18 protein-coding genes and 1 pseudogene are annotated in these 23,299 nt (G+C 74.2%); 6 read left to right on the top strand and 13 right to left on the bottom strand.

The features are described from left to right. Positions 1-32 precede the first annotated feature (32 nt). The 5 genes from H9L09_RS05020 to H9L09_RS05040 all read right to left on the bottom strand — a co-directional run bounded on the left by H9L09_RS05020 (position 33) and on the right by H9L09_RS05040 (position 6,121). Positions 33-1,301: an MFS transporter gene (locus tag H9L09_RS05020; RefSeq protein ID WP_187579618.1), complete on the bottom strand. Its 1,269-nt coding sequence runs from the start codon at positions 1,299-1,301 to the stop codon at positions 33-35. Then, complete coding sequence (locus H9L09_RS05025; RefSeq protein WP_187579619.1) at positions 1,298-1,750, bottom strand: MarR family winged helix-turn-helix transcriptional regulator; 453 nt, start codon at positions 1,748-1,750, stop codon at positions 1,298-1,300. Before H9L09_RS05025 ends, H9L09_RS05020 begins: the two co-directional genes overlap by 4 nt. Positions 1,751-2,054: 304 nt before the next feature. Then, positions 2,055-3,635: an ABC transporter permease gene (locus tag H9L09_RS05030; protein WP_187579620.1), complete on the bottom strand. Its 1,581-nt coding sequence runs from the start codon at positions 3,633-3,635 to the stop codon at positions 2,055-2,057. Next, positions 3,632-4,534: an ABC transporter ATP-binding protein gene (locus H9L09_RS05035; protein ID WP_187579621.1), complete on the bottom strand. Its 903-nt coding sequence runs from the start codon at positions 4,532-4,534 to the stop codon at positions 3,632-3,634. The genes H9L09_RS05030 and H9L09_RS05035 overlap by 4 nt, the downstream gene beginning before the upstream one ends. A 66-nt stretch (positions 4,535-4,600) precedes the next feature. Continuing rightward, entirely contained in the window at positions 4,601-6,121 is a 1,521-nt protein-coding gene (locus tag H9L09_RS05040) for an NCS2 family permease (RefSeq protein ID WP_187579622.1), read from the bottom strand. 70 nt (positions 6,122-6,191) lie between these two features. On the opposite strand from H9L09_RS05040, the gene H9L09_RS05045 reads away from it, so the two are divergent. Then, positions 6,192-6,515, top strand: coding sequence for a DUF2530 domain-containing protein (locus tag H9L09_RS05045; protein ID WP_246456282.1), 324 nt, complete (start codon positions 6,192-6,194; stop codon positions 6,513-6,515). Positions 6,516-6,551: 36 nt separating this feature from the next. On the opposite strand, the gene H9L09_RS05050 is transcribed toward H9L09_RS05045, so the two are convergent. After that, positions 6,552-7,331 (bottom strand): DUF3027 domain-containing protein, encoded by a 780-nt coding sequence (locus H9L09_RS05050; protein WP_187580685.1) that lies wholly within the window; start codon positions 7,329-7,331, stop codon positions 6,552-6,554. A 164-nt stretch (positions 7,332-7,495) separates the two neighbouring features. Between H9L09_RS05050 and H9L09_RS05055 the strand changes: the two genes are divergently transcribed. Continuing rightward, positions 7,496-8,776, top strand: a complete 1,281-nt coding sequence (locus tag H9L09_RS05055; protein ID WP_187579623.1) for an MFS transporter — start codon at positions 7,496-7,498, stop codon at positions 8,774-8,776. 6 nt (positions 8,777-8,782) lie between these two features. Here H9L09_RS05055 and H9L09_RS05060 read toward each other — a convergent pair whose 3' ends face one another. The 3 genes from H9L09_RS05060 to larE all read right to left on the bottom strand — a co-directional run bounded on the left by H9L09_RS05060 (position 8,783) and on the right by larE (position 10,937). Continuing rightward, a complete protein-coding gene (locus H9L09_RS05060; protein WP_187579624.1) occupies positions 8,783-9,007 on the bottom strand; it encodes a hypothetical protein in 225 nt (74 codons plus the stop codon). Beyond that, the gene (locus tag H9L09_RS05065; RefSeq protein ID WP_187579625.1) at positions 9,008-9,391 is read right to left on the bottom strand and encodes a cold-shock protein; all 384 of its coding nucleotides are present in this window, start codon (positions 9,389-9,391) and stop codon (positions 9,008-9,010) included. A 100-nt stretch (positions 9,392-9,491) separates the two neighbouring features. Further along, positions 9,492-10,937, bottom strand: a complete 1,446-nt coding sequence (larE, locus tag H9L09_RS05070) for an ATP-dependent sacrificial sulfur transferase LarE (protein ID WP_246456283.1) — start codon at positions 10,935-10,937, stop codon at positions 9,492-9,494. A gap of 389 nt (positions 10,938-11,326) precedes the next feature. Here larE and H9L09_RS22750 point away from each other — a divergent pair. Further along, positions 11,327-11,458, top strand: a pseudogene (locus H9L09_RS22750) (hypothetical protein); the annotation flags it as partial. Positions 11,459-11,781: 323 nt separating this feature from the next. Beyond that, the gene (locus H9L09_RS05080; protein ID WP_246456284.1) at positions 11,782-13,968 is read left to right on the top strand and encodes a S8 family serine peptidase; all 2,187 of its coding nucleotides are present in this window, start codon (positions 11,782-11,784) and stop codon (positions 13,966-13,968) included. Between the two features lie 33 nt (positions 13,969-14,001). Here the strand turns inward: H9L09_RS05080 and H9L09_RS05085 are convergent, their stop codons facing one another. Next, positions 14,002-15,618 (bottom strand): AMP-binding protein, encoded by a 1,617-nt coding sequence (locus H9L09_RS05085; RefSeq protein WP_187579627.1) that lies wholly within the window; start codon positions 15,616-15,618, stop codon positions 14,002-14,004. Positions 15,619-15,875: 257 nt separating this feature from the next. On the opposite strand from H9L09_RS05085, the gene H9L09_RS05090 reads away from it, so the two are divergent. Continuing rightward, the gene (locus tag H9L09_RS05090) at positions 15,876-16,517 is read left to right on the top strand and encodes a fasciclin domain-containing protein (protein WP_187579628.1); all 642 of its coding nucleotides are present in this window, start codon (positions 15,876-15,878) and stop codon (positions 16,515-16,517) included. A gap of 49 nt (positions 16,518-16,566) precedes the next feature. Here H9L09_RS05090 and H9L09_RS05095 read toward each other — a convergent pair whose 3' ends face one another. Next, entirely contained in the window at positions 16,567-17,385 is an 819-nt protein-coding gene (locus tag H9L09_RS05095) for a hypothetical protein (protein ID WP_187579629.1), read from the bottom strand. Beyond that, positions 17,382-18,380, bottom strand: a complete 999-nt coding sequence (locus H9L09_RS05100) for an ATP-binding cassette domain-containing protein (RefSeq protein WP_187579630.1) — start codon at positions 18,378-18,380, stop codon at positions 17,382-17,384. Before H9L09_RS05100 ends, H9L09_RS05095 begins: the two co-directional genes overlap by 4 nt. Before the next feature lie 93 nt (positions 18,381-18,473). Between H9L09_RS05100 and H9L09_RS05105 the strand changes: the two genes are divergently transcribed. Beyond that, complete coding sequence (locus H9L09_RS05105) at positions 18,474-20,897, top strand: helicase C-terminal domain-containing protein (RefSeq protein WP_187579631.1); 2,424 nt, start codon at positions 18,474-18,476, stop codon at positions 20,895-20,897. Here the strand turns inward: H9L09_RS05105 and H9L09_RS05110 are convergent. Continuing rightward, the gene (locus H9L09_RS05110; RefSeq protein WP_187579632.1) at positions 20,869-23,238 is read right to left on the bottom strand and encodes a putative bifunctional diguanylate cyclase/phosphodiesterase; all 2,370 of its coding nucleotides are present in this window, start codon (positions 23,236-23,238) and stop codon (positions 20,869-20,871) included. The two genes, H9L09_RS05105 and H9L09_RS05110, sit on opposite strands and share 29 nt — an antisense overlap. Positions 23,239-23,299: the final 61 nt, after the last annotated feature.

Here is a 23,299-nt window from a genome sequence, read left to right on the forward strand (position 1 = left end):
GCCGGTCCCGCTGGCTACCGTCGTCCGAGCGGTCAGCGGGAGGCGGTGCGGGCCAGCCGGGGCCGGTCGTTGACCTCGGGGTCGAGCAGCCCCTGCGTCCGGCTGAAGACGGCGGCCGCCAGCAGCGTGCCGAGCACGGTGCCCAGGCCGCCGCCGATCAGCGTCCAGCGGGCCCCGAAGGACTCACCGATCCAGCCGATGATCGGGGCACCGACCGGCGTGCCGCCCATGAAGATCATCATGTAGAGCGCCATCACCCGCCCGCGCATCGCCGGCGAGGTGCCGAGCTGCACCGTCGCGTTGGCGGCGGTGATCATGGTCAGCGCGGTGAGCCCGAGCACCGGCGTCCAGAGCATGAAGGTGAGGTACGTCGGCGCCAGCCCGGCGAGCACCTCGAAGGTGCCGAAGGCGAGCGCGGCGAGCACCACCAGCCGGTAGCGCGGCCGGCCCCGGCGCGCGGCGAGCAGCGCCCCGGAGAGCGAGCCGACCGCCATCGTGGTGCCGAGCAGGCCGTACTCGCTGGCCCCCTTGCCGAACACGTCGGTGGCCATCAGCGCGGAGGTCATCTGGAAGTTGAGGCCGAACGTGCCGGCGAAGAACACGATCGCCAGCACCAGCATCAGGTCAGGCCGGCTGCGGACGTAGCGCAGCCCGTCACGGATCATCCCCGGCCCCCGGGCGACCAGCTCGGGGGTGTCGAGGTCGGCGGTGCGCATCCGCTGCAGCACGAAGATCACCGCCCCGTAGCTGAACGCGTTGGCGATGATCACCCAGCCGGTCGCCTGCGCTCCCCCGCCACCGGCGGCGATCAGGAAGCCGGCGAGGGCCGGGCCGACGATGCGGGCGGCGTTGAACGAGGCGCTGTTGAGGCCGACCGCGTTCGTGAGGTCCTCGGGGCCGACCATCTCGCTGACGAAGGACTGCCGGGCCGGGGCGTCGAAGGCGGTGCCGATGCCGAACACGAACGCCAGCACGTAGACGTGCCAGGTCTGCGCGACCCCGGTCACCGCGAGCAGGCCGAGCAGCAGCGCGGGCCCGGCCATCATCAGCTGGGTCACCTGCAGCAGCCGGCGCTTGGGGAACCGGTCGGCGATCAGCCCGGCGTACGGCGAGAGCAGCAGCATCGGCAGGAACTGCAGTCCGGTCGTGATGCCCAGGGCGGCGCCGTTGTTGCCGGTGAGCTGGAGGACCAGCCAGTCCTGGGCGACGCGCTGCATCCAGGTCCCGGTGTTCGACACCACACCACCGGCTGCGTAGAGCCGGTAGTTGGGGTTCGACAGCGCACGGAACGTGGGACTCAAGCGTGGGCCAGCCTCTCGATCAGGGGTGCCGCCTGACGCAGCACCTGGCGTTCCTCGGGGGTGAGCTCGCGCAGCCGCTGGGCGAGCCAGGCATCGCGGCGGCGACGGTCCGCGGCCAGCGTCTCCTCGCCCCGCTGGGACAGCGCGATGACGACCTGCCTCCGGTCGGTCTCGTGCGGGCGGCGGACGACGTACCCGCCCTCCTCCAGGCAGTTGACCGTGCGGGTCATCGACGGCGGCTGCACCCGCTCGAGCGCGGCGAGCTCGCCCACGGAGCACTCCCCGTTGCGGAACAGCGCGCCGAGCACCGACAGCTGTCCGACCGGCAGCAGCTCGTTCTCCGGGTGCCGCTCGGAGCGCAGCCGACGGCTCAGCCTGGCCACCGACACCCGCAGGATCGAGGCCAGACCGGTGTCGGTGCGCGCCACCTGCTCCACGGAAGGACTCATGTGCTTAGCCTAACTCATTACCCTTGCTAACTATTTCCCGCGCTTTGGAGGGGTACGGCGTGCGCGCTCGTTGCCACGGACAGCGGCTGCCGGTCCCCGTGCGGCCGGCGGCGCACAACGAGCGGTCACCGTGCGCGCTGGTTGCTGGCTTCCCGCCCGAAAACAGCAACCAGCGGTCACCCTGCGCGCTGCTTGCCGGCTGACGGGCGCCGTCCGAGCCCTTCTCACCCTGCGCTCAGTAGATGACCGGGAAGTGCGGCCGTCAGGCCTCTGACAGATCCCCCGGCGGCGCCGGTGGAGTCGCTCAGCCGATGTCGCGGCGGCGGAAGCCGATCACGCCCAGCGCGGTGAGCCCGGCGGCCAGCACCGACAGCCACAGCAGCGGGCCGACCGTCACCGGGTCGACCGGCACGGACGGGACGTGCTCGAACGGCGAGAGCGTGGTGACCCAGGACGGCAGGTCGAGCAGGCCGCCCAGCCACCCGATCACGAAGCAGACGGCCATGCCGACCCAGGCGAGCAGCGCACCGCCGGGCCACCAGCCGGTGAGCAGCACCCCCACCGCGGCCAGCACCAGCACCGCGGGCAGGTGCACCAGCGCCAGCCCGGTGAGCCGGAGCACCGAGGAGGTGTCGCCGGTGACCAGTGCGTCGGCGATCCCGAGACCGAGTCCGCCGGCGAGGACCAGCAGGGCCGATCCGCCGACCGTGATGAGCAGCGGGGTCAGCATCGCCCTGGTCCGGGTCACCGCCCCGGCGAGCACCGGTTCGAGACGGCCCGCACCCTCCTCGGTGTGCAGGCGCAGCGCGGAGCCGACCGCGAAGCCGGCCGAGGCGATCCCCATCAGCAGCAGGGCGGTGGAGAAGTAGGCGTCGGTGATGTTCCCGCCGGTGCGCTCGAAGTACTGGGCCAGCGTCGGGTTGTCCGCCACCATGTTCTGCACCTCCTTGCTGACCGAGCCGAACAGCATCCCGAACAGCAGCAGGGCGACGCCCCAGGCCAGCACCGAGCCGCGCTGGAGCCGCCACGCCAGCCCCAGCGGCGTCGACAGCGACCGGCCGGCGCTCCCCGGCCCCGGACGGTCGGGAAGGACTCCGGAGCCGATGTCGCGACGCACGGTGAGCGCGCCCGCCAGCACGACCAGGCCGGCCGAGAAGACCACGGAGAGCAGCAGCGGCCACCACCGGTTCGCCTCGGTCGCCCGCACCTGCTGCGACCAGCCCATCGGCGAGAGCCACACCAGTGCGTTGTCGTTCACGTCGCCGAGGGCCCGGAGGGCGAACGCGACGCCCAGGCCGCTCAGCGACACCCCGCGCGCGGTGCGGGCGTGCCCGAGCAGCTGGGCGGCGACCGACGCGATGGCGGCGAAGACCGTCCCCAGCGCGGCGACCGAGGCGCCGTAGAGCAGCGCCGCGTTGGTGCCGAAGGAGTGCGGGAGCACCGAGACGGTGACCCCGAGCCCGACCAGCACCGAGGCCGCCACCGCGACGAACATCGCGGCGGCGGTGGCGGCGTGGCGGCCCACGACCGTGGACGCGAGCAGCTCGGTCCGGCCGACCTCCTCCTCGGCCCGGGTGTGCCGCACGACCGTGAAGATCGCCATCAGGCTGACCCCGAGCAGCACCGTCAGCGACGTCTCGTAGACGAGGATCCCCTGGATCGTCTCCAGCGCCACCGGCGGACCGTCGAAGGCGATCGTGGCCGGGCTGCTGCCGATGTTGCGGGCGTAGGACAGGATCTCGGCCGGAGTGTCGTAGGTGCCGACGACCGCGTTAGCGGAGACGTAGGTGATGCCGACCAGCGAGAGCACCCACACCGGCAGCCAGACCCGGTCACGACGCAGCACCAGCCGCACCAGCTGGGGGGTGCCGGTGAGGGCGCTCATCGGTCGGCCGCCTCCACCACGTCACCGAAGTGCCGCAGGAACAGCTCCTCGAGGGTCGGCGGGTGGCTGATCAGGGAGGTGATCTTCAGGGGCGCGAGGTAGTCCATCGCGTCGTCGAGGTGGTCGGTGTCCACGTCGAAGGAGACCGACCCGTCCAGGTGGCTCACGTGCGCGACGCCGGGCACCGCCGCTATCGCGTCGCAGGGCCGCTCGGTGCGCACCACCACGGTGGTCCTGGTCAGGTGCCGCATCTCCTGCAGGGTCCCGGTCTGCACGATCCGGCCTGCCCGGATGATGCTGACCCGGTCGGAGAGCGCCTCCGCCTCGGCGAGGATGTGGCTGGAGAGCAGCACCGTGCGGCCGTCGGCGCGCAGCTCGCGCACGCAGTCCTGGAACGTCGCCTCCATCAGCGGGTCCAGCCCCGAGGTGGGCTCGTCGAGCAGGAACAGCTCCACCTCCGAGGCGAGCCCGGCGACGAGCGCGACCTTCTGCCGGTTGCCCTTGGAGTAGGACCGGGCCTTCTTGGTCGGGTCGAGGTCGAAGCGCTCGAGCAGCTCGTCCCGCCGGCGTACGTCGATGCCGCCGCGCAGCCGCGCCAGCAGGTCGATGACCTCCCCGCCGGTGAGGTTCGGCCACAGGTTCACCTCGCCGGGCACGTAGGCCAGCCGCCGGTGCAGCTCGGCCGCCGAGCTCCATGGGTCGCCCCCGAGCACGCTCACCCGGCCGCGGTCGGCCCGCAGCAGCCCGAGCAGGATCCGGATCGTGGTCGACTTCCCGGAACCGTTCGGTCCGAGGAACCCGTGCACCTCCCCGGTCTCCACCGCGAGGTCGAGGCCGTCCAGCGCGCGCGTGGCACCGAAGGTCTTGACCAACCCCTCGGCGGTGATCGCAGAGCCCATGGCAGCAGGCTAGGACGGCCCCGGACCCCCCGCACGGGTCTTCGGACCCGTCCGGGCCGGCCGCCGTCAGCCGATCAGCTGGCGGACCGGCTCGATCGCGAAGTACAGCACGAACAGGAACGCGACCACCCACATCAGCGGGTGGATCTCGCGGACCTTCCCGCGGGCGGTCTTCACGACCACGAAGGCGAGGAAGCCTGCGCCGATGCCGACCGAGATCGAGTAGGTGAACGGCATCAGGATGATCGTCAGGAACGCCGGGATCGCGATCTCCACGTCGTCCCAGTGGATGTTCTTGACCTGCTGCATCATCAGGAAGCCGACCAGCACCAGCGCCGGGACGGCGGCCTCGTTCGGGATCACCTCGACCAGCGGCGCGAAGATCGTGGCGAGCAGGAAGAGCAGTCCGGTGACGACGCTGGCCAGCCCGGTGCGGGCCCCCTCGCCGACACCGGAGGCCGACTCGATGTAGGAGGTGTTGCTCGAGACGCCTGCAGCGCCGCCGGCGGCCGCCGCGATCGAGTCGACCACCAGGATCCGCTGCGTCCGCGGCGGGGTGCCGTCCTCCTGGAGCAGCCCGGCCTCCGCGCCGATCGCGGTCATCGTGCCCATCGTGTCGAAGAAGTCCGCGAGGAGCAGCGTGAACACGAACAGCAGCGCGGTCACCACGCCCACGCGCTCGAACGAGCCGAACAGGTCGAAGGTGCCGAGCAGCGAGAAGTCGGGCAGATCGACGATCGAGTCCGGCCACGCGGGCACGTTGAGGTTCCAGCCGCGGGGGTTCACCGTGTCGCCGTTCACCGTGGGCCCGACGTTCGCCACCGCCTCGACGATGATCGCGACCACCGTGGTGACGAGGATCGAGATGAGGATGGCGCCGCGGACCCCCCGGACGAACAGCGTGATCATCAGCACCAGCCCGAAGGCGAAGACCAGCACCGGCCAGCCCTGCAGCGACCCGTTGATGCCGAAGCCGACCGGCACCGTGGTGTTGGCCGCGTCGGGCAGCCGGCGCACCCAGCCGGCGTCGACCAGGCCGATCAGCGCGATGAACAGCCCGATGCCGACGCTGATGGCCACCTTCAGCTGGGCCGGGACCGCATGGAAGACCGCCGTGCGGAACCCGGTCAGCACCAGGGCCAGGATGACCAGGCCCTCGAGGACCACCAGCCCCATGGCGTCCGCCCAGGTCATGCCCGAGGCGATGGAGAAGGCGACGAAGGCGTTGAGCCCGAGGCCGGTGGCCAGCGCCAGCGGGTAGTTCGCGACCACGCCCATGGCGATCGTGAGCACCCCCGCGACCAGCGCGGTGCAGGCGGCGATGGTCGGCAGGTTCGGGGCCGACCCCCCGCCGAGGAACTGGCCGTCCGCGTCCTGGGCGAAGCCGAGGATCAGCGGGTTGAGCACGATGATGTAGGCCATCGTGAAGAAGGTGACGACGCCGCCGCGGATCTCACGGCCGACGGTCGAGCCACGCTCGGTGATCTTGAAGAAGCGGTCCACGACAGGGGTTCCTCGCTCTGCGCAGGGGGAGCGTGCGACGGGTGGGGTGGCGTGGACGGCGAGGCCGTCCGGCCAATCGCACATCCTGCCAGAGCGCGGGTCGGCCACTCGCCCTGCCCGGACGCTGGACCGGCCGCTGGGCTATCTTCGAGACGTGGAGCAGCCCGTGCAGCCGGAGGAACCGGAGGAGCCGGCCGAGTCGTCTGCGGTCCGCAGCCACGAGATCGGCAACCGGTCCTACCTGATCGCCGACGTCGACCCCCTCGACGTGGACGGCGTGCGGACGGTCGCGGTCGGGACGGTGCTGTGGCTGGTCGCGTTCGTGCTGCTGCTGCCGTTCTCCGGCCGGCTCGCCGAGAACGACCGCAGCTGGTGGCTGTGGACCTGCCTGGCCGGCTTCGGACTGGGCGTGCTCGGCTGGGACTACTGCCGACGGCGGCGCAACCGGCGCCAGCAGCGCGACGCCGCGCAGGGGTGAGCGGCTCCCCTCACGCGGGTGGGCCGGACCCCGGGCTCAGAACTTCTCGAGGTCGTCCCAGGTCAACGTGTCCAGCACCGGCTCCGGCAGCGGGGCGGGCAGGCTCTTCTTGCTGAGCTGCGCCTCGGAGTGCGCGCCGCAGCCGTGGTCGAAGGAGACCACCCGGCCGTCGTCGTTGGCGTAGGCGTTGGCGCAGACGCCGAAGACCCGGGAGAGCGGCCCGGCCAGCTTCACCAGGAAGCCGCAGCTACCGCACGGCGCCGGGGCCGACTGGGCGATCGGGGCCTCGGGCCCGTGGGAGCCGTCGTACCAGCGCTGCGCCGCCAGCTCGCGACCCTCGAGGGAGAGCACGCGAGGCCGGCCCAGGCCGAGCTCGTCGGCGACCTCCCTGACCGCCTCGTCGTCGATCACCTGGTCGCCGGCGGTGTAGCCGGGCACCAGGCGGGGGTCGTCGTCCTCGGTCGGCAGCAGGTCACCGGGGCCCAGGTCTCCGGGCTGGATGCGGTCGCGCCAGGGCAGCCACTCGGGAGCCACGATCGCGTCGTCGCCGGGCAGCAGCACGACCTCGTCGACCGTGACCACCTTCTGCCGCGGGGCCCGGGCGACGGTAACGGCCCAGCGCCAGCCGCGGTAGCCGACCCGGGTGCAGGCGAAGAGATGGGTGACGACCCGCTCGTCCTCGGCGATCTCGCCGAGGTGCTCGCCAACGTCCTGCGCGCTCACCAGCTCGACCAGCACGTCGCGGGCAGCGTCGACCGCCTGGCCACCGATGGCGTCCAGCTTGGGGTTCCTCGTCGCGGTCGTCACCCTCGCGATTCTTCCCTACGACCCCCGCGGTTGTCCGGCCGGGGCCGGGATCGGGTGTCGGGACCGGCGTACGACGCGTCGTCCCGGCAAGATGGAGCCATGCCGGCGCACGAGGGCGGGTCGACGGGGCAGGCTCCCCACCGGCGGGCCGTGCCCGGGCGGTGGGGCGCGGGATGGGACGCGGCGTGCGTCGGGTCGGCTCCGCGACCGGTACGGCGGCCGGCTACACCGTGCGGCAGGCGCGGCGCGCCACCCACGCCCAGGGCGCCGGCCAGAGCGGCCTGTCCCGGCTGATCGAGCTGCACGCGTTCAACGCCGCCGGGGACGCAGCGGTCGCGATCAGCCTGGCGGGCACGCTGTTCTTCCAGGTGCCGACCGACCAGGCGCGCAGCCAGGTGGCGCTCTTCCTGGCCATGACGATGCTGCCCTTCGCGGTGGTGGCCCCGCTGATCGGCCCGCTCCTCGACCGCTTCGGCCAGGGGCGCCGCTGGGCCATCGGCGCCACCATGGCGACCCGCGGCTTCCTGTGCTGGGTGCTCGCCGACGCGGTCGGCTCCGGCTCCGCCGCGCTGTTCCCGGCGGCGCTCGGCGTGCTCGTCGCCTCGAAGGCCTACGGGGTGACCCGCGCGGCCGCCGTGCCCCGGCTGCTGCCCGAGCAGCTGACGCTGGTGCGGGCGAACTCCCGGATCTCGCTCGCCGGGGTGGCCGGGGCGGCGGTGTCCGCGCCGATCGCGGTCCTGGCGGCCTCGGTCGGCGCGGAGTGGTCGCTGCGCTACGCCTTCGCCGTGTTCGCGGTCGCCACCGTGCTGGCCGTCCTGCTGCCGGCCCGCGTCGACAACCCCGCCGACGGCCAGGGGTCGGGGCTTCCCGGAGCCCGCCGACGGACCGCGACGCCGGCCTCGGTGGTCCTCGGGCTGCGCTGCAACGCCGGGCTGCGGCTGCTCTCGGGGTTCTTGACGATGTTCATGGCGTTCCTGCTGCGGGACCGGCCGTTCCCCGGCTGGGAGGACCGTCCCGAGCTGCTGCTCGGCCTGGTGATCGGCTCCGCCGGTCTGGGCAGCACGCTCGGCGTCGCCCTCGGCTCGGCCCTGCGCACGGTCCGCCCCGAGCTCACCGTCGTCCTCACCCTGGTGGTCGCGGTGGCGGTGACGGTGACGACCGCGCTCTTCTACGGGCTGCCGACCGCGGTGCTGCTCGGCCTCACCGCCGGGCTGACCCAGTCGTTCGGGAAGCTGTCGCTCGACGCCCTGATCCAGCGCGAGATCCCCGAGCAGACCCGGGCCGGCGCCTTCGCCCGCGTCGAGACGCTGCTCCAGCTGTCCTGGGTGCTCGGCGGCTTTCTCGGGATCACGCTGCCGCTGGTGCCGCAGGTCGGCCTCGGGGTGACCGCATCGGTCCTGGTGGCGTGGACCGGCTGGGTGGTGGCCACGAACCGGCGGACCCGCACGGCCTGAAGCGCCTCACAGGATGGCGCCGCGCGGCCCCACCTCGAGGGCCGCGACGCCGCGGCCGTAGATCACCAGCAGCCGGTCGCCGTGACGGCAGCGCAGCGCCCCGGAGTCCCCGCTCAGGGTGGTGACGACGTGGTCGACCACGTCGCCGTCCGGCTCGGTGCCGGCGTGCTCGTAGACCACGTCCATGCTGTCCCCACCGACCAGCCGGACCCGCAGCACGACCGAGGTCATCTAGAGCTCGAGCTCGTCGGCCAGGGCGCGCAGCAGCTTCGCCGTCGGCTTCGCGGTCTTGGGATCGGGGTGCCGGCCGTTGCGGTAGCTCTGCTCGAGGGGCTCCAGCAGCCGGTAGAGGTCCTCGACGATCACCACCATGTCGGCGGGCTTCTTGCGCAGCGCCTTCGAGACCGACTGGGTCGGCTCGAGCAGCCGCACCTGCAGCGCCTGGTCCCCGCGGCGTCCCTGGACGATCCCGAACTCCACCCGCGACCCGGGCTTGAGCGCGGGGGTCCCGGCAGGGAGTGCGTCGGAGCGGACGTAGACGTCGCCGCCCTCGTCCTTCGACAGGAAGCCGAAACCCTTCTCGGCGTCGTACCACTTCACCTTGCCAGTCGGCACGGGACATCCTCTTCTTGCTCGGCCCGCGGAGGACGCGGGCAGCGGGGTGGGCAGGGCTGCGACGTCCAGCCTACGGCCGGGCGTCTGCGGGTTCATCCGATCAGCGGTAACGCTCCGGCTCGGGCAGCCGCTCGTTCATCGAGCCGGACCGGAAGCCAGCCGGGTCGAGCACCGCCTCGGGGAACCCCGCGGAGCGTACGGCGTCCAGCACGGCCGGCGTGGCCACGGCCGCCGTCACCAGGTCCCGGTCGATCTCCAGGCTGGCCCGCTCGCCGAGGTCGCGGACCCGGAGGTCGCGCACCGCCAGGCCGGCCGCCGCCAGCGCCTCCCGGGCACCGGCCTCGGCCCGCTCCACCCGGGCCAGCCGGAACGGACTGACCTCGATCCCGTAGGCCACCCGTGAGGACAGGCACGCCGCGGCGGGCTTGTCCCACGTCGGCAGCCGCCACCGGCGGGAGGCGGCCCGGATCTGCTCCTTGGTGAGCCCGGCGTCCCGCAGCGGGGTGATCGCGCCGCGCTCGTGCGCGGCCCGGATCCCGGGCCGGAAGCCGGCGATCGCGTCGTCGGCGTTGGTGCCGGTCGCGACGTGGGCCAGCCCGAGCCGGTCGGCCAGCGGGGACAGCACGTCGAGCAGCTCGGCCTTGCAGAAGTAGCACCGGTCGCCGGCGTTGGCGCGGTAGCCCTCCCGCTCCATCTCGTGGGTGGTGGGGGTCAGCACCCGCACCCCCAGCGACTCGGCGAAGTCGCGCGCCGGGGAGCGTTCGGCGTGCGGCAGCGAGTCGGAGTACGCCGTCCCCGCGGCGACCCGGTCCGGCCCGAGGGCGCGCACCGCGGCGGCGAGCAGGAAGGCGCTGTCCGCGCCGCCGGAGAAGGCCACCAGCACCGACCCGCGGGCCCGCAGGTCGGCCTCGAGCGCGGCAAGTCGGCGATCCAGCACGTGCTCGTCGAGCCACGCGGGGAAGGCAGCGAGGTCGGGCAGGACCACGTCGGTGCCGGCCGCGCGCAGCTCCTCGGCGGTGCACGGACCGGTGAGGACGGAGACGCTCAGCGCGCCGGCGGCGCGGGCGCCCTCGACGTCGTGGACGTGGTCGCCGACGTAGACCGCGGCTCCCTGCTCGCGCAGCACTTCACCCTTGCCGGCTCCCCACAACTCACCGGACAGGTGGTCGACGTCGAAGCCGAGCGCCTGCAGGTGCAGCGTCGCGTTGGGGGCGAACTTGCCGGTGACCACGACCGAGCGGCCACCGTGGCCGCGGACCGCGGCGAGGGCCTCGTGTGCCCCGTCGAAGGCCAGCGTCGGGGCGATCGCGTGCTCGGCGTAGACCTCCCGGAAGCTGTCGATCACCTCGTCCATCCGGTGCGCCTCGACGTACGGCGCGAGCAGGTGCGCCAGCGGCGGCCCGAGCCGGCTGCTGATCTCGTCGGTGTCCAGCTCGAGAGAGTGCCGCCGCGCCAGCTCCCCCAAGGTCGCCACGACCCCGGGGCGGGTGTCGATGAGCGTCATGTCGAGGTCGAAGCCCACGACGAGCGGAGCGGGTGCAGTCACCGTCCCAGGGTAGGCGCCGGTCCCGGGATGCCCGATATCGGAGTTCGCATTGAGATGCCCCGGACCCCCTGCGACGATGGGGAGCCGTTCCCGTCGCGCGTCACAACCAGGAAGGTGTCGCCGTGAGCCCGCACCCGCACCGGCTCCGGGACCTGCCTGCCCTGGTCCTGGGGCTCGTGCTGCTGACGGCGCAGCTGACGTCGCTCACCGCCTCCGCCGCCGCGGCCGACGAGCCCGGCGGAGCGGCCGCCTTCCCGGTCGCCCCCAGCCCGGCGACGCGCACCGACCTCCCCGGGCTGTACGTCGTCACCCTCGTCGGCCGGTCCGCGGCCACCGACCCGTCCACCCGGCCGGCGCCCGGGGAGCGGTTCGACCGCACCCGTGCCGCCGTGACCCGGCTGCGCGGGCGCCTGCTGGCGCGCCAGGACCGCCTGCTCGCGCGGGTCGGCGACCCCGAGGTGGCCTACCGCTACACCACCGCGCTCGACGGCTTCGCCGCCTTCCTCGACGAGGGCCAGGTCAAGGCGCTGCGCAGGATGCCCCAGGTGCTGCTCGTCGAGCGCAGCACCACCCACCGCACCGACGGCGACACCGGCGGCTATCTCGGCCTCGACGGCCGCGACGGCGTCTGGGCCGCGGCCGGCGGCCCCGACCGGGCCGGCCGGCGCACCGTGATCGGGGTGGTCGACACCGGCCTCTGGCCCGACAACGCCGCGTTCGCCGGTCTCCCGCAGCGCCGCCCCGGCGTCTCGCCCGCGCTGCCCGGCTTCCACGGCGCCTGCGCCCCGCGGAGCAGTGGTCGCCGGAGGACTGCAACGACAAGCTGGTCTCGGCCCGCTGGTTCGTGCGTGGCTTCGGCGCCGACGCGGTGGCCAGCACCGAGCTGCTCTCGGCCCGTGACAGCACCGGGCACGGGTCGCACGCGGCCTCCACCGCCGCCGGCGAGGAGGACGTCACCGCGGTCATCGACGGCCGCGGCTTCGGCTCCGGGTCCGGGGTCGCTCCCGCCGCGCACCTCGCGGTCTACAAGGCGTGCTGGACCGCCCCCGACCCGGTCGACGACGGCTGCAGCACCGCCGACCTGGTGGCCGCCGTCGACGCGGCGGTGGCCGACGGCGTCGACGTGCTCAGCTACTCCGTCGAGGGCAGCGCCGACCCGGTGGACTCCGTGGGCCTGGCCTTCCTCGGCGCCGCCTCCGCCAACGTCTTCGTGGCCGCCTCGGCCGGCAACGACGGGCCGGCGGCGGGGACCGTCGGCAACACCTCGCCGTGGGTGACCACCGTGGGCGCCAGCACCCACCGGCTCCGCCAGGGCGGCGTGGTGCTGGGCGACGGCACCGTGCTGGTCGGCGCGATGGTCGGCGACCGGTCGGTGCCCTCCAGCCGCGTGGTGCGCGGTGCGGACGTCCCCGCTCCGGCGGCCACCGGTGCCCAGGCGCGGGTCTGCGCGCTCGGCTCGCTCGACGCGGCGCTCGTCCAGGACCGGGTGGTGGTCTGCGAGCGAGGCCGCACCCCGCGGGTGGAGAAGTCCGCCGCGGTCTCCCGGGCCGGCGGCGCCGCGATGGTGCTGGTCAACTCCGCGGCCGGGCCCGGGGACGTCGAGGCGGACGTGCACGCCGTCCCCACCGTCCACCTCGCCGTCGCCGACGCGGTCCGGCTGGCGGCGTACCTCGACCGGGCCGGTGAGCGGGCCCGGGTCGCGCTCGACCCCGACGCCGCCGAGGACGAGCCGGTGCCCACCGTCGCGCCGTTCTCCGGGCGCGGCCCGGTGGCCGGCGGCGACGTGCTCAAGCCCGACCTGACCGCCCCCGGAGTCGGGGTCGTCGGCGCCGTCGCCCCACCGTCGGACGACGGCCGGCTGTGGGACCTGCGCTCCGGGACCTCGGTGAGCGCTCCCCACGTCGCCGGGCTCGCGGCGCTCCTGCACGGCCTGCACCCGACGTGGTCCCCCAGCCGGCTGCACTCGGCGATGAGCACCACCGCGCAGCAGCTGGCCGGCGACGCCGGGCCGTTCGCGGTCGGCTCCGGCCAGGTGCTGCCGCGCGACTCGCTGGACCCGGGGCTGGTGCTGGACGTGCCGGCCGCCGCGTGGCGTCGCTACGCCGCCGGCGAGCTCGCCGGCCAGGATCTGAACCTGCCCTCCGTCTCGGTGCCGCGGCTGGTGGGCAGCACCACGCTGGTGCGCCGGCTCACCCACGTGGGCGCCCGACCCGAGACCTACACCGCCTCGGTCGCCGGGCTCGGCGGCCTCGACGTCCGCGTCGCGCCCGCCACCCTCACCCTGCAACCGGGACAGAGCCGTCGGGTGCGGATCACCCTGACCGCGACCTCGGCCGCCCCGGCCACCGGCTTCGCCACCGGCAGCCTGCGCTGGACGGGCGCCCGCCACGAGGCGCGGCTGCCGGTCGTGGTGCGCACGGCATCGGTCGCGGCGCCGCAGCAGGTCGTCGCCGAACGTGACTCCGGCTCCGTCGCGGTGCGCGCCCGCTCCGGCGCCGGACGCGCCGTGCAGGTCCGCTCCGGCGGCCTGGTGCCCGCCCGGCCGGTGGGCCTCACCCTCCGCCCGGGCAGCTTCGACGAGCGGGACCCGCAGGTGGACCAGGACACCTTCGCCACCTCGGTGCACGTGCCGGCCGGGACCGAGGCGGTCCGCATCGAGCTCGACGGGGACAGCGCGCAGGACGACGGCGACCTCTACCTGTTCCGGGGCCGGCAGCTGGTCGCCTCCTCGGCGACCCCGGCCGCCGACGCGGAGGTCACCCTGGCCTCGCCCCCGCCCGGCGACTACACGCTCTACGTGCACGCGGCGGCGAGCGGCGACCGGTCGACGACCACGGGGCGGCTGCTGACCTGGGTGGTGCCCGAGACCGGTGGCACCCCGTTGGAGCTGCAGCAGCCCGGCGACCCGACCGGTCCGGGCGGCCGGATCGACTACGCCGCCTCCTGGCGCGACCTCGACCCCACCCAGGACTGGCTGGCCGTGGTCGGCTACTCCGGCTCCGACGAGCAGACCCTCCTGCGCGTCGAGTGAGCCCGGTCGGCCCGGGTGTCCTCCCGGCCCGCCTCAGCCCAGGCCCAGCCGGCGCGCGGACTCCTCGCGCATCTCCACCTTGCGGATCTTGCCGGTGACCGTCATCGGGAACTCGTCGACCACCAGCACGTAGCGCGGGATCTTGTAGTGCGCCAGCTTGTCGGTGGCGAAGGCGCGGACCGCGTCCGCGTCCAGCGGCTCGGCGCCCTCCTTCAGCCTCACCCAGGCGCACAGCTCCTCGCCGTACCGCTCGTCGGGGACCCCGACCACCTGGACGTCCTCGACGTCGGGGTGGGTGTAGAGGAACTCCTCGATCTCGCGCGGGTAGATGTTCTCGCCGCCGCGGATCACCATGTCCTTGATCCGCCCGACGATGTTGCAGTAGCCGTCCTCGCGCATCACCGCGAGGTCGCCGGTGTGCATCCACCCGTCGGGGTCGATCGCCTCGGCCGTCTTCTCCGGGTCCTGCCAGTAGCCGAGCATCACCGAGTAGCCGCGGGTGCAGAACTCCCCGGTCTCCCCGCGCTCCACGGTCTCCCCCGTCACCGGGTCGACCACCTTGATCTCGACGTGCGGGTGCGCGCGGCCGATCGTGGCGGTACGCCGGTCCAGGTCGTCGTCGCTGCGGGTCTGGCACGACACCGGGGAGGTCTCGGTCATCCCGTAGGCGATCGACACCTCGGCCATGTTCATGTCCCCGATGCACCGCTTCATCACCTCGACCGGGCAGATGGAGCCGGCCATCACCCCGGTCCGCAGGGTCGACAGGTCGAAGCCGGCGAAGTCGGGATGGTTCTGCATCGCGATGAACATCGTCGGTACGCCGTACACCCCCGTGCAGCGCTCGTCCTGGACCGCCCGCAGGGTCGCGGCGGGGTCGAAGCCGGGGGCCGGGATCACCATCGCGGCGCCGTGCGAGGTGCAGCCGAGGTTGCCCATCACCATCCCGAAGCAGTGGTAGAAGGGCACCGGGATGCACAGCCGGTCCTGCTCGGTGAAGTTGATCAGCTCGGTGGTGAAGAAGCCGTTGTTGAGGATGTTGCGGTGCGACAGCGTCGCCCCCTTCGGGAACCCGGTGGTCCCCGAGGTGTACTGGATGTTGATCGGGTCGGTGTTGCGCAGCGTCGCCAGGCGTTCGGGGACCGCGTCCGACGGGAGGCCCTCGCCCTGGGCGACCAGGTCCTCCCAGTCGCCGGCGCCGAGGAACACCACCCGCTCCAGCGCGGTCGCCTCCTCGCGGACCTGCCCGACCATCGACCGGTAGTCGCTGCTCTTGAACTCGGTCGCGGACACGAGCATCCGCATCCCGGACTGGTTGAGGGCGTAGGCCAGCTCGTGGGTGCGGTAGGACGGGTTGACGTTGACGAGGATCGCGCCGACCTTGGCGGTGGCGTACTGGGTGATCGTCCACTCCGCGCAGTTCGGGGACCAGATGCCGACCCGGTCGCCCTTGGCGATCCCGGCCGCGATCAGGCCCCGTGCCATCGCGTCGACGTCGCGGTCGAGCTCGGCGTAGGTCCACCGCCGCCCGGTGGCCACCTCGACGAGCGCCTCCCGGTCCGCGTGCTCACGGGCGATGCGGGCGAAGTTGTCGCCGATCGTCTCCTCGATCAGCGCGGGACTGGTCTCTCCGGCGGCGTAGGACTCCATGCCCCGGAGGCTAGCCATCCCGGCGGCCGGCGTCACCGTCTTCGCCTGACCCGGGTGCGGCTCCCCTGCCCCCGACGACGGCGTGCGTCCCGGCGCCGGGACCCGACGGGGTTTCCGCGCCGGTCCAGACCGCGGCGGAACCTTTGCCGGGACGGACCCATCCGAGACGCAGCGGTGCCCGAAAGGGAGTCAAGAGCTGGAACCCAGCTGCGCACGGGCGGAGGACCCGGGCGCAGCGACGACCCGAGGAGATCCCCATGCGACACCGCCTGACCTCTCGTTCCACCGCACGTGCCACCGCCATCGGTGCGGCGCTGACCCTGGCCGCCGGAGCCGCCCTGAGCGCCGCGCCGGCCCAGGCCGCGGACAACACCAGCCTCGCCGAGGTGCTGGCCGCCGACGGCAACCACTTCGACCGCAACTGGGACGACTTCGACGTCGTCGAGCGCGCTGTGCTGAAGGTGCTCAGCGAGAAGCCGGACAGCGCCGTCGGGGTGCTGGCCGACCCGGACGTGGCGCTCACCGCGTTCGTGCCCACCGACCGGGCGTTCCGCAGGCTGGTGGCGGACCTCACCGGCGTGCAGAAGCCGTTCGAGCGCGGGGTGTGGAGCACCGCCAAGACCCTCGGCGTGGACACCCTCGAGACGGTGCTGCTCTACCACGTGGTGCCGGGGAGCACGATCAAGTACTCCCAGGCCCTCGGCGCCGACGGGGCCGAGCTCACCACGGCGCAGGGCGGGAAGGTCACCGTCCAGGTCCGCAACCACCGGGTGCGGCTGGCCGACCTCGACCGCGACGACCGCAACGCCCGGGTGATCCCGGCGCTGCGCAACATCAACAAGGGCAACCCGCAGATCGCCCACGGGGTCGACGAGGTGCTCCGCCCGGCCAACCTCTGAGGCACGCCGCACCTGCGGGCGGGACCGCTGCACCAGGCGGTCCCGCCCGTCAGGCGTCGCGGCGGGAGAACAACGAGGCGCTGGCGACCATCGCCACGACGGTGACCCCGCCGAAGACGAGCAGTCCACCGACCCAGGTCAGCGGCGAGCCGAACAGCGTGTCGCCGGGCGCGAAGACCGTGTCGCTGTTGATCCGGTTGCCGGCGCTGAACGGCAGGAACCGGGGCAGCTCGGCATGGTCGTTCAGACCGGGGACGATGAAGAACATCAGCTGGATGATGTTCTCGATCGCCAGCGGCCAGATGAACAGGAACACCAGCGCGGCGGTCTGGTTGCGCACCAGCGCGGTGAACGCCATCGCCAGGCAGGACAGCACGACGGCGTACAGCACCGCCCGGAGCAGCCCCTGCCAGGTCTCGCCGGTGAAGATCGCGACGTCGAGCCCGCTGAGGAACAGCCAGCCGACCACGGTGGCGAGCAGGTAGCAGGCGAGCACGGTGACCGCGACCCAGACCGAGGTGACGACGTACTTCGCCACCCACACGGTCGGCCGGGAGGGCAGCGCGGTCAGGGTCGCCCGGATCATTCCGTGGCGGTACTCGTGCCCCCAGCCGAGGATCCCGATCATCGCCAGCAGGTAGGCGATGAAGTACGGCGCGCCGGCCCGGGCGAACTGCGTGCCGAGCCACGGGCCGATCTCGCGCAGGTCCTCCGGCGAGGGCCCCTCGGCGGTGCCGAAGGTGGCCCGCATCGCCCAGGACACCGCGATCGAGACCAGCAGCGCGAAGAGCAGCGCGATCCCGGTCAGCCAGTAGGTGGAGCGCACCGTGCGGATCCGCACCCACTCGTAGCGCAGGGCGTCGGTCACTGCTGGTCCTCCCCGTAGCGGGCGGTGGTCGAGGAGTCGGTGGCGGCACCGGCCGGCGGCGGAGCCCCCGGGTCGTCTCCGACGGGCGCGACGACGGCGTGGTACTCCTGCGACGCCTCGGTGGCCTCGAGGAAGGCCTCCTCCAGGGTCGCGGTGCGCGGCGCGAGCTCGTGCAGCCGGATCGAGGCGTCGAAGGCCACGTCGCCGATCGCCGCGGCGTCCAGGCCGGTCACCGAGAGCAGCCCCGGCTCGAGCGCCTCGACCTGTGCCCCACGGCCGCGCAGCGCCTCGGCCAGCTCGGTCGCCTGCGGGCTGCGGGCCAGCACCGAGTTGTGCCGCGAGGACTTCACGAAGTCGCCGATCGGGCCGCTGGCGATCAGCCGGCCGCGGCCGATGACCACCAGCTCGTCGGCCATCAGCGCCATCTCGGAGAGCAGGTGGCTGGAGACGAACACCGACCGGCCGGACGCCGCGAAGCTCTTCAGCAGCTCGCGGATCCACTGGATCCCCTGCGGGTCCAGGCCGTTGGCCGGCTCGTCGAGGATCAGCGTGTGCGGGTCGCCGAGCAGCGCGGCGGCGAGCCCGAGCCGCTGCCCCATGCCGAGGGAGAAGGTGCGCGGCTTGCCGCGGGCGACCGAGGCCAGGCCGAGCTGCTCGAGCACCTCGTCGACCCGGCTCACCGGGATCGCGTTCGCGGCGGCGAGCATCCGGAGGTGGTTGCGGGCGCGGCGGGTCGGGTGGAACGGCTTGGCCTCGAGCAGCGCGCCGACATGGCGCATCGGGTGGTGCAGCGACGTGAACGGCACCCCGTCGAAGGTGGTGGTGCCGGCGCCGCGGTCCAGGCCGAGCATCAGCCGCATCGTCGTGGACTTGCCGGCCCCGTTCGGACCGAGGAAGCCGGTCACGCTTCCCGGGTGCACCTCGAACGACAGGTCGCTGACGGCCGGCTTCCCGCCGTACGTCTTCGCGAGCCCCCGGGCCTCGATCACCGCCATGCGCGCCATCCTGTCAGCAAGCACGGCGGTGCCGCGGGACCTCGCGGCCCGCGTCGCAGGGTCCCGGAACGCCCGGGCTGTAGCGTGGAGCGGATGTCCACCGCCGCGCCGAGCGCGCCCCGCACCCTCGCCGACCAGCTCCGTGCCTGGTCCGACGAGCAGCTGACGCGTCTGCTCACCGAGCGCCCGGACCTGGCCAGCCCGGCGCCGCAGGACTCCGCCCAGCTCGCCTCCCGCGCCGGCACCCGCGCCTCGGTGACCCGGGCCGTGGACCAGCTGACCCGGCTCGAGCTGGTGGTGCTGGACGCCGTCGTCGGCGCCGGCGGTACGTCGTCGCCCGGCCTGCTGCGCGAGCAGGTGCACGCCGCGGGGTCGGCGGTCGACGAGGCCCTGGACCGGCTCCGGGCGCTGGCGCTGGTGTGGGGCACCGACGACACGCTGCGGGTGGTGAGCGTGGTCCCGGAGGTGCTGGGGACCGGCGTCACCGGGCTCGGCCAGCCGGCCGCGACGCTGCTCGCCGGCTACGGCCCGGCGCGGGTCGCCGGCCTCGCCCGGGACCTGGGCCTCACCCCCAGCGGCGACCGGCACCGCGACGTCGCCGCGGTGGCGGAGCGGCTCGCCGACCCGGCGCTCGTCGAGGAGCTCGTGGCCGAGCTGGACCCGCAGGCGCGGGCCATCCTCGACCACCTCGAGCGGGAGGGCCGCGACGGCAGCGTCGAGTCCACCGACCGGGCGCTGCAGCGCGGCGCGGCGGGCCCTCCGGTCGACCAGCTCCTCGCCCGCGGCCTGCTGGTGGCCCGCGACCGCCGGCACGTCGCCGTCCCCCGGGAGGTCGCCATGGGCCTGCGCGGTGGCCGCACCACCCGCGAGCCGGTCGACGACGTCCCGGCGCTCGCGACGGCACCGCGGGACGCGGCCCTGGTCGACCGGGCCGCCGCCGGTGCGGCGTTCGAGCTGGTCCGCCACGTCGAGCTGCTGCTCGAGCACTGGGGCACCCAGCCGCCCGGCGCGCTGCGCACCGGCGGCCTCGGGGTCCGGGAGCTGAAGGCCGCCGCCGAGCTGATGCACGTCGGGGAGCGGGTCGCCGCGCTGCTGGTCGAGGTCGCGCACGCGGCGGGACTGCTGGCGACCGGCGCCACCGAGGACCAGGACGCCGCCTGGCTGCCCACGGACGCCTTCGACGTGTGGAGCGCCGGGTCCGCCGCGGACCGGTGGCACCGGTTGGCGCACGCCTGGCTGGAGAGCCCGCGGCTCAGCGGGCTGGTGGGCAGCCGGCGCGACGGCAAGCCGGTCAACGCGCTCGTCCCCGACCTCGAGCGCGGCTGGCTGCCCGAGACCCGCTGGAGCGCGCTCGCCGAGCTCGCCGCGCTGCCGTCCGGCGAGGTGCTGGCCGCGGGGACCGGCGTCTCGTCGCTGGTCGCCCGGCTGGCGTGGCTGCGCCCGCGGCGACCCCGCTCCCGCGCCGACGCGGTCGGCTGGGCGCTCGAGGAGGCAGCGGTGCTCGGGGTCACCGGGCTGGACGGCCTGTCGGTCCACGGCCGCGCCCTGCTCGGGGAGGACCCCGCCCACCGCGCCCCGGCGGCGCTGGAGCCGCTGCTGCCCGACCCGGTCGACCACATCCTGCTCCAGGCCGACCTCACCGCGGTCGCCCCCGGCCCGCTCGAGCGCGACCTGGCCCACCACCTCTCGCTGCTGGCCGACGTCGAGTCCCGCGGCGGTGCGACCGTCTACCGGTTCACCGCCCGTTCGGTACGCCGGGCGTTCGACTCCGGCTGGTCGGTGGCCGAGGTGCACGCGTTCCTCACCGCCTCGTCCCGGACCCCGGTCCCGCAGGCGCTCTCCTACCTGGTCGACGACGTGTCCCGGAAGTTCGGCACCATCCGGGCCGGCTCGGCCGAGTCGTTCCTGCGCAGCGACGACGAGGCGGCCCTGACCGAGCTGGTCCACCACGCCCAGGCGTCCTCGCTGCGGCTGCGGCGGATCGCCCCGACCGTCCTGGTCAGCGACGTCCCGATCGACGTGCTGCTGCCCCGGCTGCGCGAGCTGGGCGCCTCACCGGTCGTGGAGGCGCCCGACGGCACCGTCCGGCTGGCGCGGCGCGAGGTGCACCGGGCGCGGCCGGAACGGCTGCGGCCGGCCGGCCCGGACGTCGCGGTCCGCGGGCACCACGACCCGCGCACCGCCGCCCGGGCCGCGGCCCGGGTGGCGGCCACCGTGACCGCGGTGCGGGCCGGCGACCGGGCGGCACGGAGCCGGCCCGCGCCGGCCGCGGCGGGTGCGCCGGGTGCGGTCGCCCGCAGCACCCCGGCCTCCACGATGGCGGTGCTGCGCGAGGCCGCGGAGGCCGGCCGGTCGGTGTGGATCGGCTACGTCGACAACCACGGCGCGACCGTGGAACGGGTCGTGGAGCCGCGTCGGGTCGAGGCCGGCCAGCTGACCGCCTACGACCACCGCAGCGAGGAGCTGCGCAGCTTCGCCGTGCACCGCATCACTGCGGCGCAGGTCGTGCCGGACTGAGCCCGGGCGCCGGCAGCCGGTGCCGGCCCGCGGTCGAGGGGGCGAGCAGCCGCGCGAACTCCTCCGCCGGCACCGGCCGGCCGACGTGGAAGCCCTGCACCAGGTCGCAACCCAGCTCCTGCAGCGCGGTCAGCGTCTGCACGTTCTCGACGCCCTCGGCGACCATCCGCAGGCCCAGCGCGTGGGTGAGGTCGATGGTGGAGGCGACGATCGCCCGCGCCCGCTCCTCGTGGGCCAGGCTGGCGACGAAGGTCCGGCTGAGCTTGATCTCGTCGATCGGCAGCTCCAGGAGGTACTGCAGGCTGCTGTAGCCGGTGCCGTAGTCGTCGACCGAGAGGTTCACCCCGAGGTCGTCGAGGTCCCGCATCACCGCACGCGACCGGTCCGGGTCGCTCATCATCGCGCTCTCGGTGATCTCGATGGTGAGCACCTCCGGCGGGAGCTGGTGCTCGAGCAGGGCGGCCGCCACCAGGTTCACGATCGTCTCGTCGCGCAGGTCCGAGGCGGACACGTTCACCGACAGCCCCACCGGGACGGCGCGGTCCCGCCACCGCGCCAGGTCGCCGAGCGAGACCTCGAGCACCCGGCGGGCGATCTCGTGGGTGAGCCGGTAGCGCTCCGCGGCCTCGAGGAACTCCCCCGGCGCGACCCGGCCCCGGACCGGGTGGTCCCAGCGCACCAGCGCCTCCGCCGCGACCAGGCCGCGCTCCGGCGTACGGATGGGCTGGTAGACGACGGTGAGCTCGTGGCGCTCGAGCGCCTGGAACAGGTCCTCGGCGATCTCCAGCCGCTGCCGGCGGTCGCCGACGGTGGCCGGCGAGTGCAGCGCGACCGAGGTGCCGGCGGTCTTGGCGGCGTACATCGCCGCATCGGCCGCGAACATCAGGTCGCCGCGGTTGTCGCCGTGCTTGGGGGCCAGCGCCAGGCCGACGCTGGCCTGCGCGTGCAGGACCGCGTCGTCGAGGGTCACCGGCTCGCGCAGCGACTCCTTGAGCGCCTCCCCGACGATCAGGGCGGCGTTGCGGGAGCCCGCCTCGTGCAGCACGACCGCGAACTCGTCGCCGCCCAGCCGGGCCAGCAGGTGCGGGGTCTGGAGCTCCTCCAGCGCCGCGCTGAACCGCCCCACCACCGCCCGCAGCAGCTCGTCGCCGGCCTGGTGGCCCAAGGTGTCGTTGACCTCCTTGAAGTGGTCCAGGTCGATCAGCGCGAGCGCGAACGGCCGGGGGCCGGCCGGCTCCTCGACCCGGTCGGCGGCCGTCCCCGCCCTGCCCGGTGCGGTCTGGGCAGCGTCCTCCTCGCGGGCGGGGAGGAACATCTCGTCGAGGTGCTGGTAGAGCGCCCGCCGGTTGGCGATCCCGGTCAGCTCGTCGGTCAGGGCCTGCTGCCGGATCACGGCCAGCTCGCGGATCTCCCAGAGCACCAGCAGGAACCGGCCACCGCAGCCGGCGAGGGTGAGCAGCGCCAGCACCGTCGGGACCGGGGCGACGTCCCAGCCGGGCGAGGCGGCGAGCACCACGACCGCGACGACGGAGGCGACGGTGGTGACCCCCAGCGAGCCGGGGCCCGGCACCTCCCGCGCGGCCGGCGTACCCGGTGGGGACGTGGCCCCGGCGGCGACGAGCACCAGCCCCACCGCGACCAGGCCGTCGAGCCACGAGCCGACGGCGTAGCCGCCGAGCAGCACCTGGTAGGCGCGGCTGATGTCGGCGATCGCCAGCACCACCACGCCGAGCGCGACCAGCACGAACGGGCGTCGCAGCTGCGCGCCGACCACGCCGACCGCTCCCAGCGCCGTCGCGACGAGCGCCGCGTCGCCGAGCGCGGAGACCACCAGCGCCGCGGTCTGCGGGGCGTGCAGGTCCGCGTGGGAGACCAGCGGACCCACCGCCCAGCCGGCGAACGCAGCGCCGGCCAGCGCCCCGGTCGCACCGTCGAGCGCGATGATCAGCTGGATCTTGTGCAGGTGCGGCTGCAGCAGCCGCAGCAGCCCGGCGAGCAGCAGCGGGAAGGCCAGCAGCCCCACGACGTCCGCGAGCGAGGCGACGTGGCCGGCCAGCGCCGGCCCGATCGGGCCGTCCGGCCCGGTCAGCCCGGCCAGCACGCGCAGCAGGTGCGCCAGCGCCAGCGCGCTCGCCCCGCCGGCGAGCAGCCGCGGCCAGTACCGGTCCTCGCGGGCCCGGACGCTGCGCAGCAGGCAGGCCACCGGCAGGACGAGCACGACCGAGCCGAGCACCCCGTTCCGCACCCACGCCGGCGCGTGCGGCGGCAGGCCGGCCAGCTGGTGCAGGTAGCCGAGCAGGCCCAGCACCAGAACGGCACGCAGCCACCTCGGAGCCGTCACCGTCCCCTTCACGCCCCCTCCGGTCAGACCTCTTTCCCTGATCGTCGGCGCCCGGAGGACC

Origin of the sequence: Nocardioides mesophilus, from assembly GCF_014395785.1 — a bacterium.
GTDB classification, from domain to species: Bacteria; Actinomycetota; Actinomycetes; order Propionibacteriales; family Nocardioidaceae; genus Nocardioides_B; species Nocardioides_B mesophilus.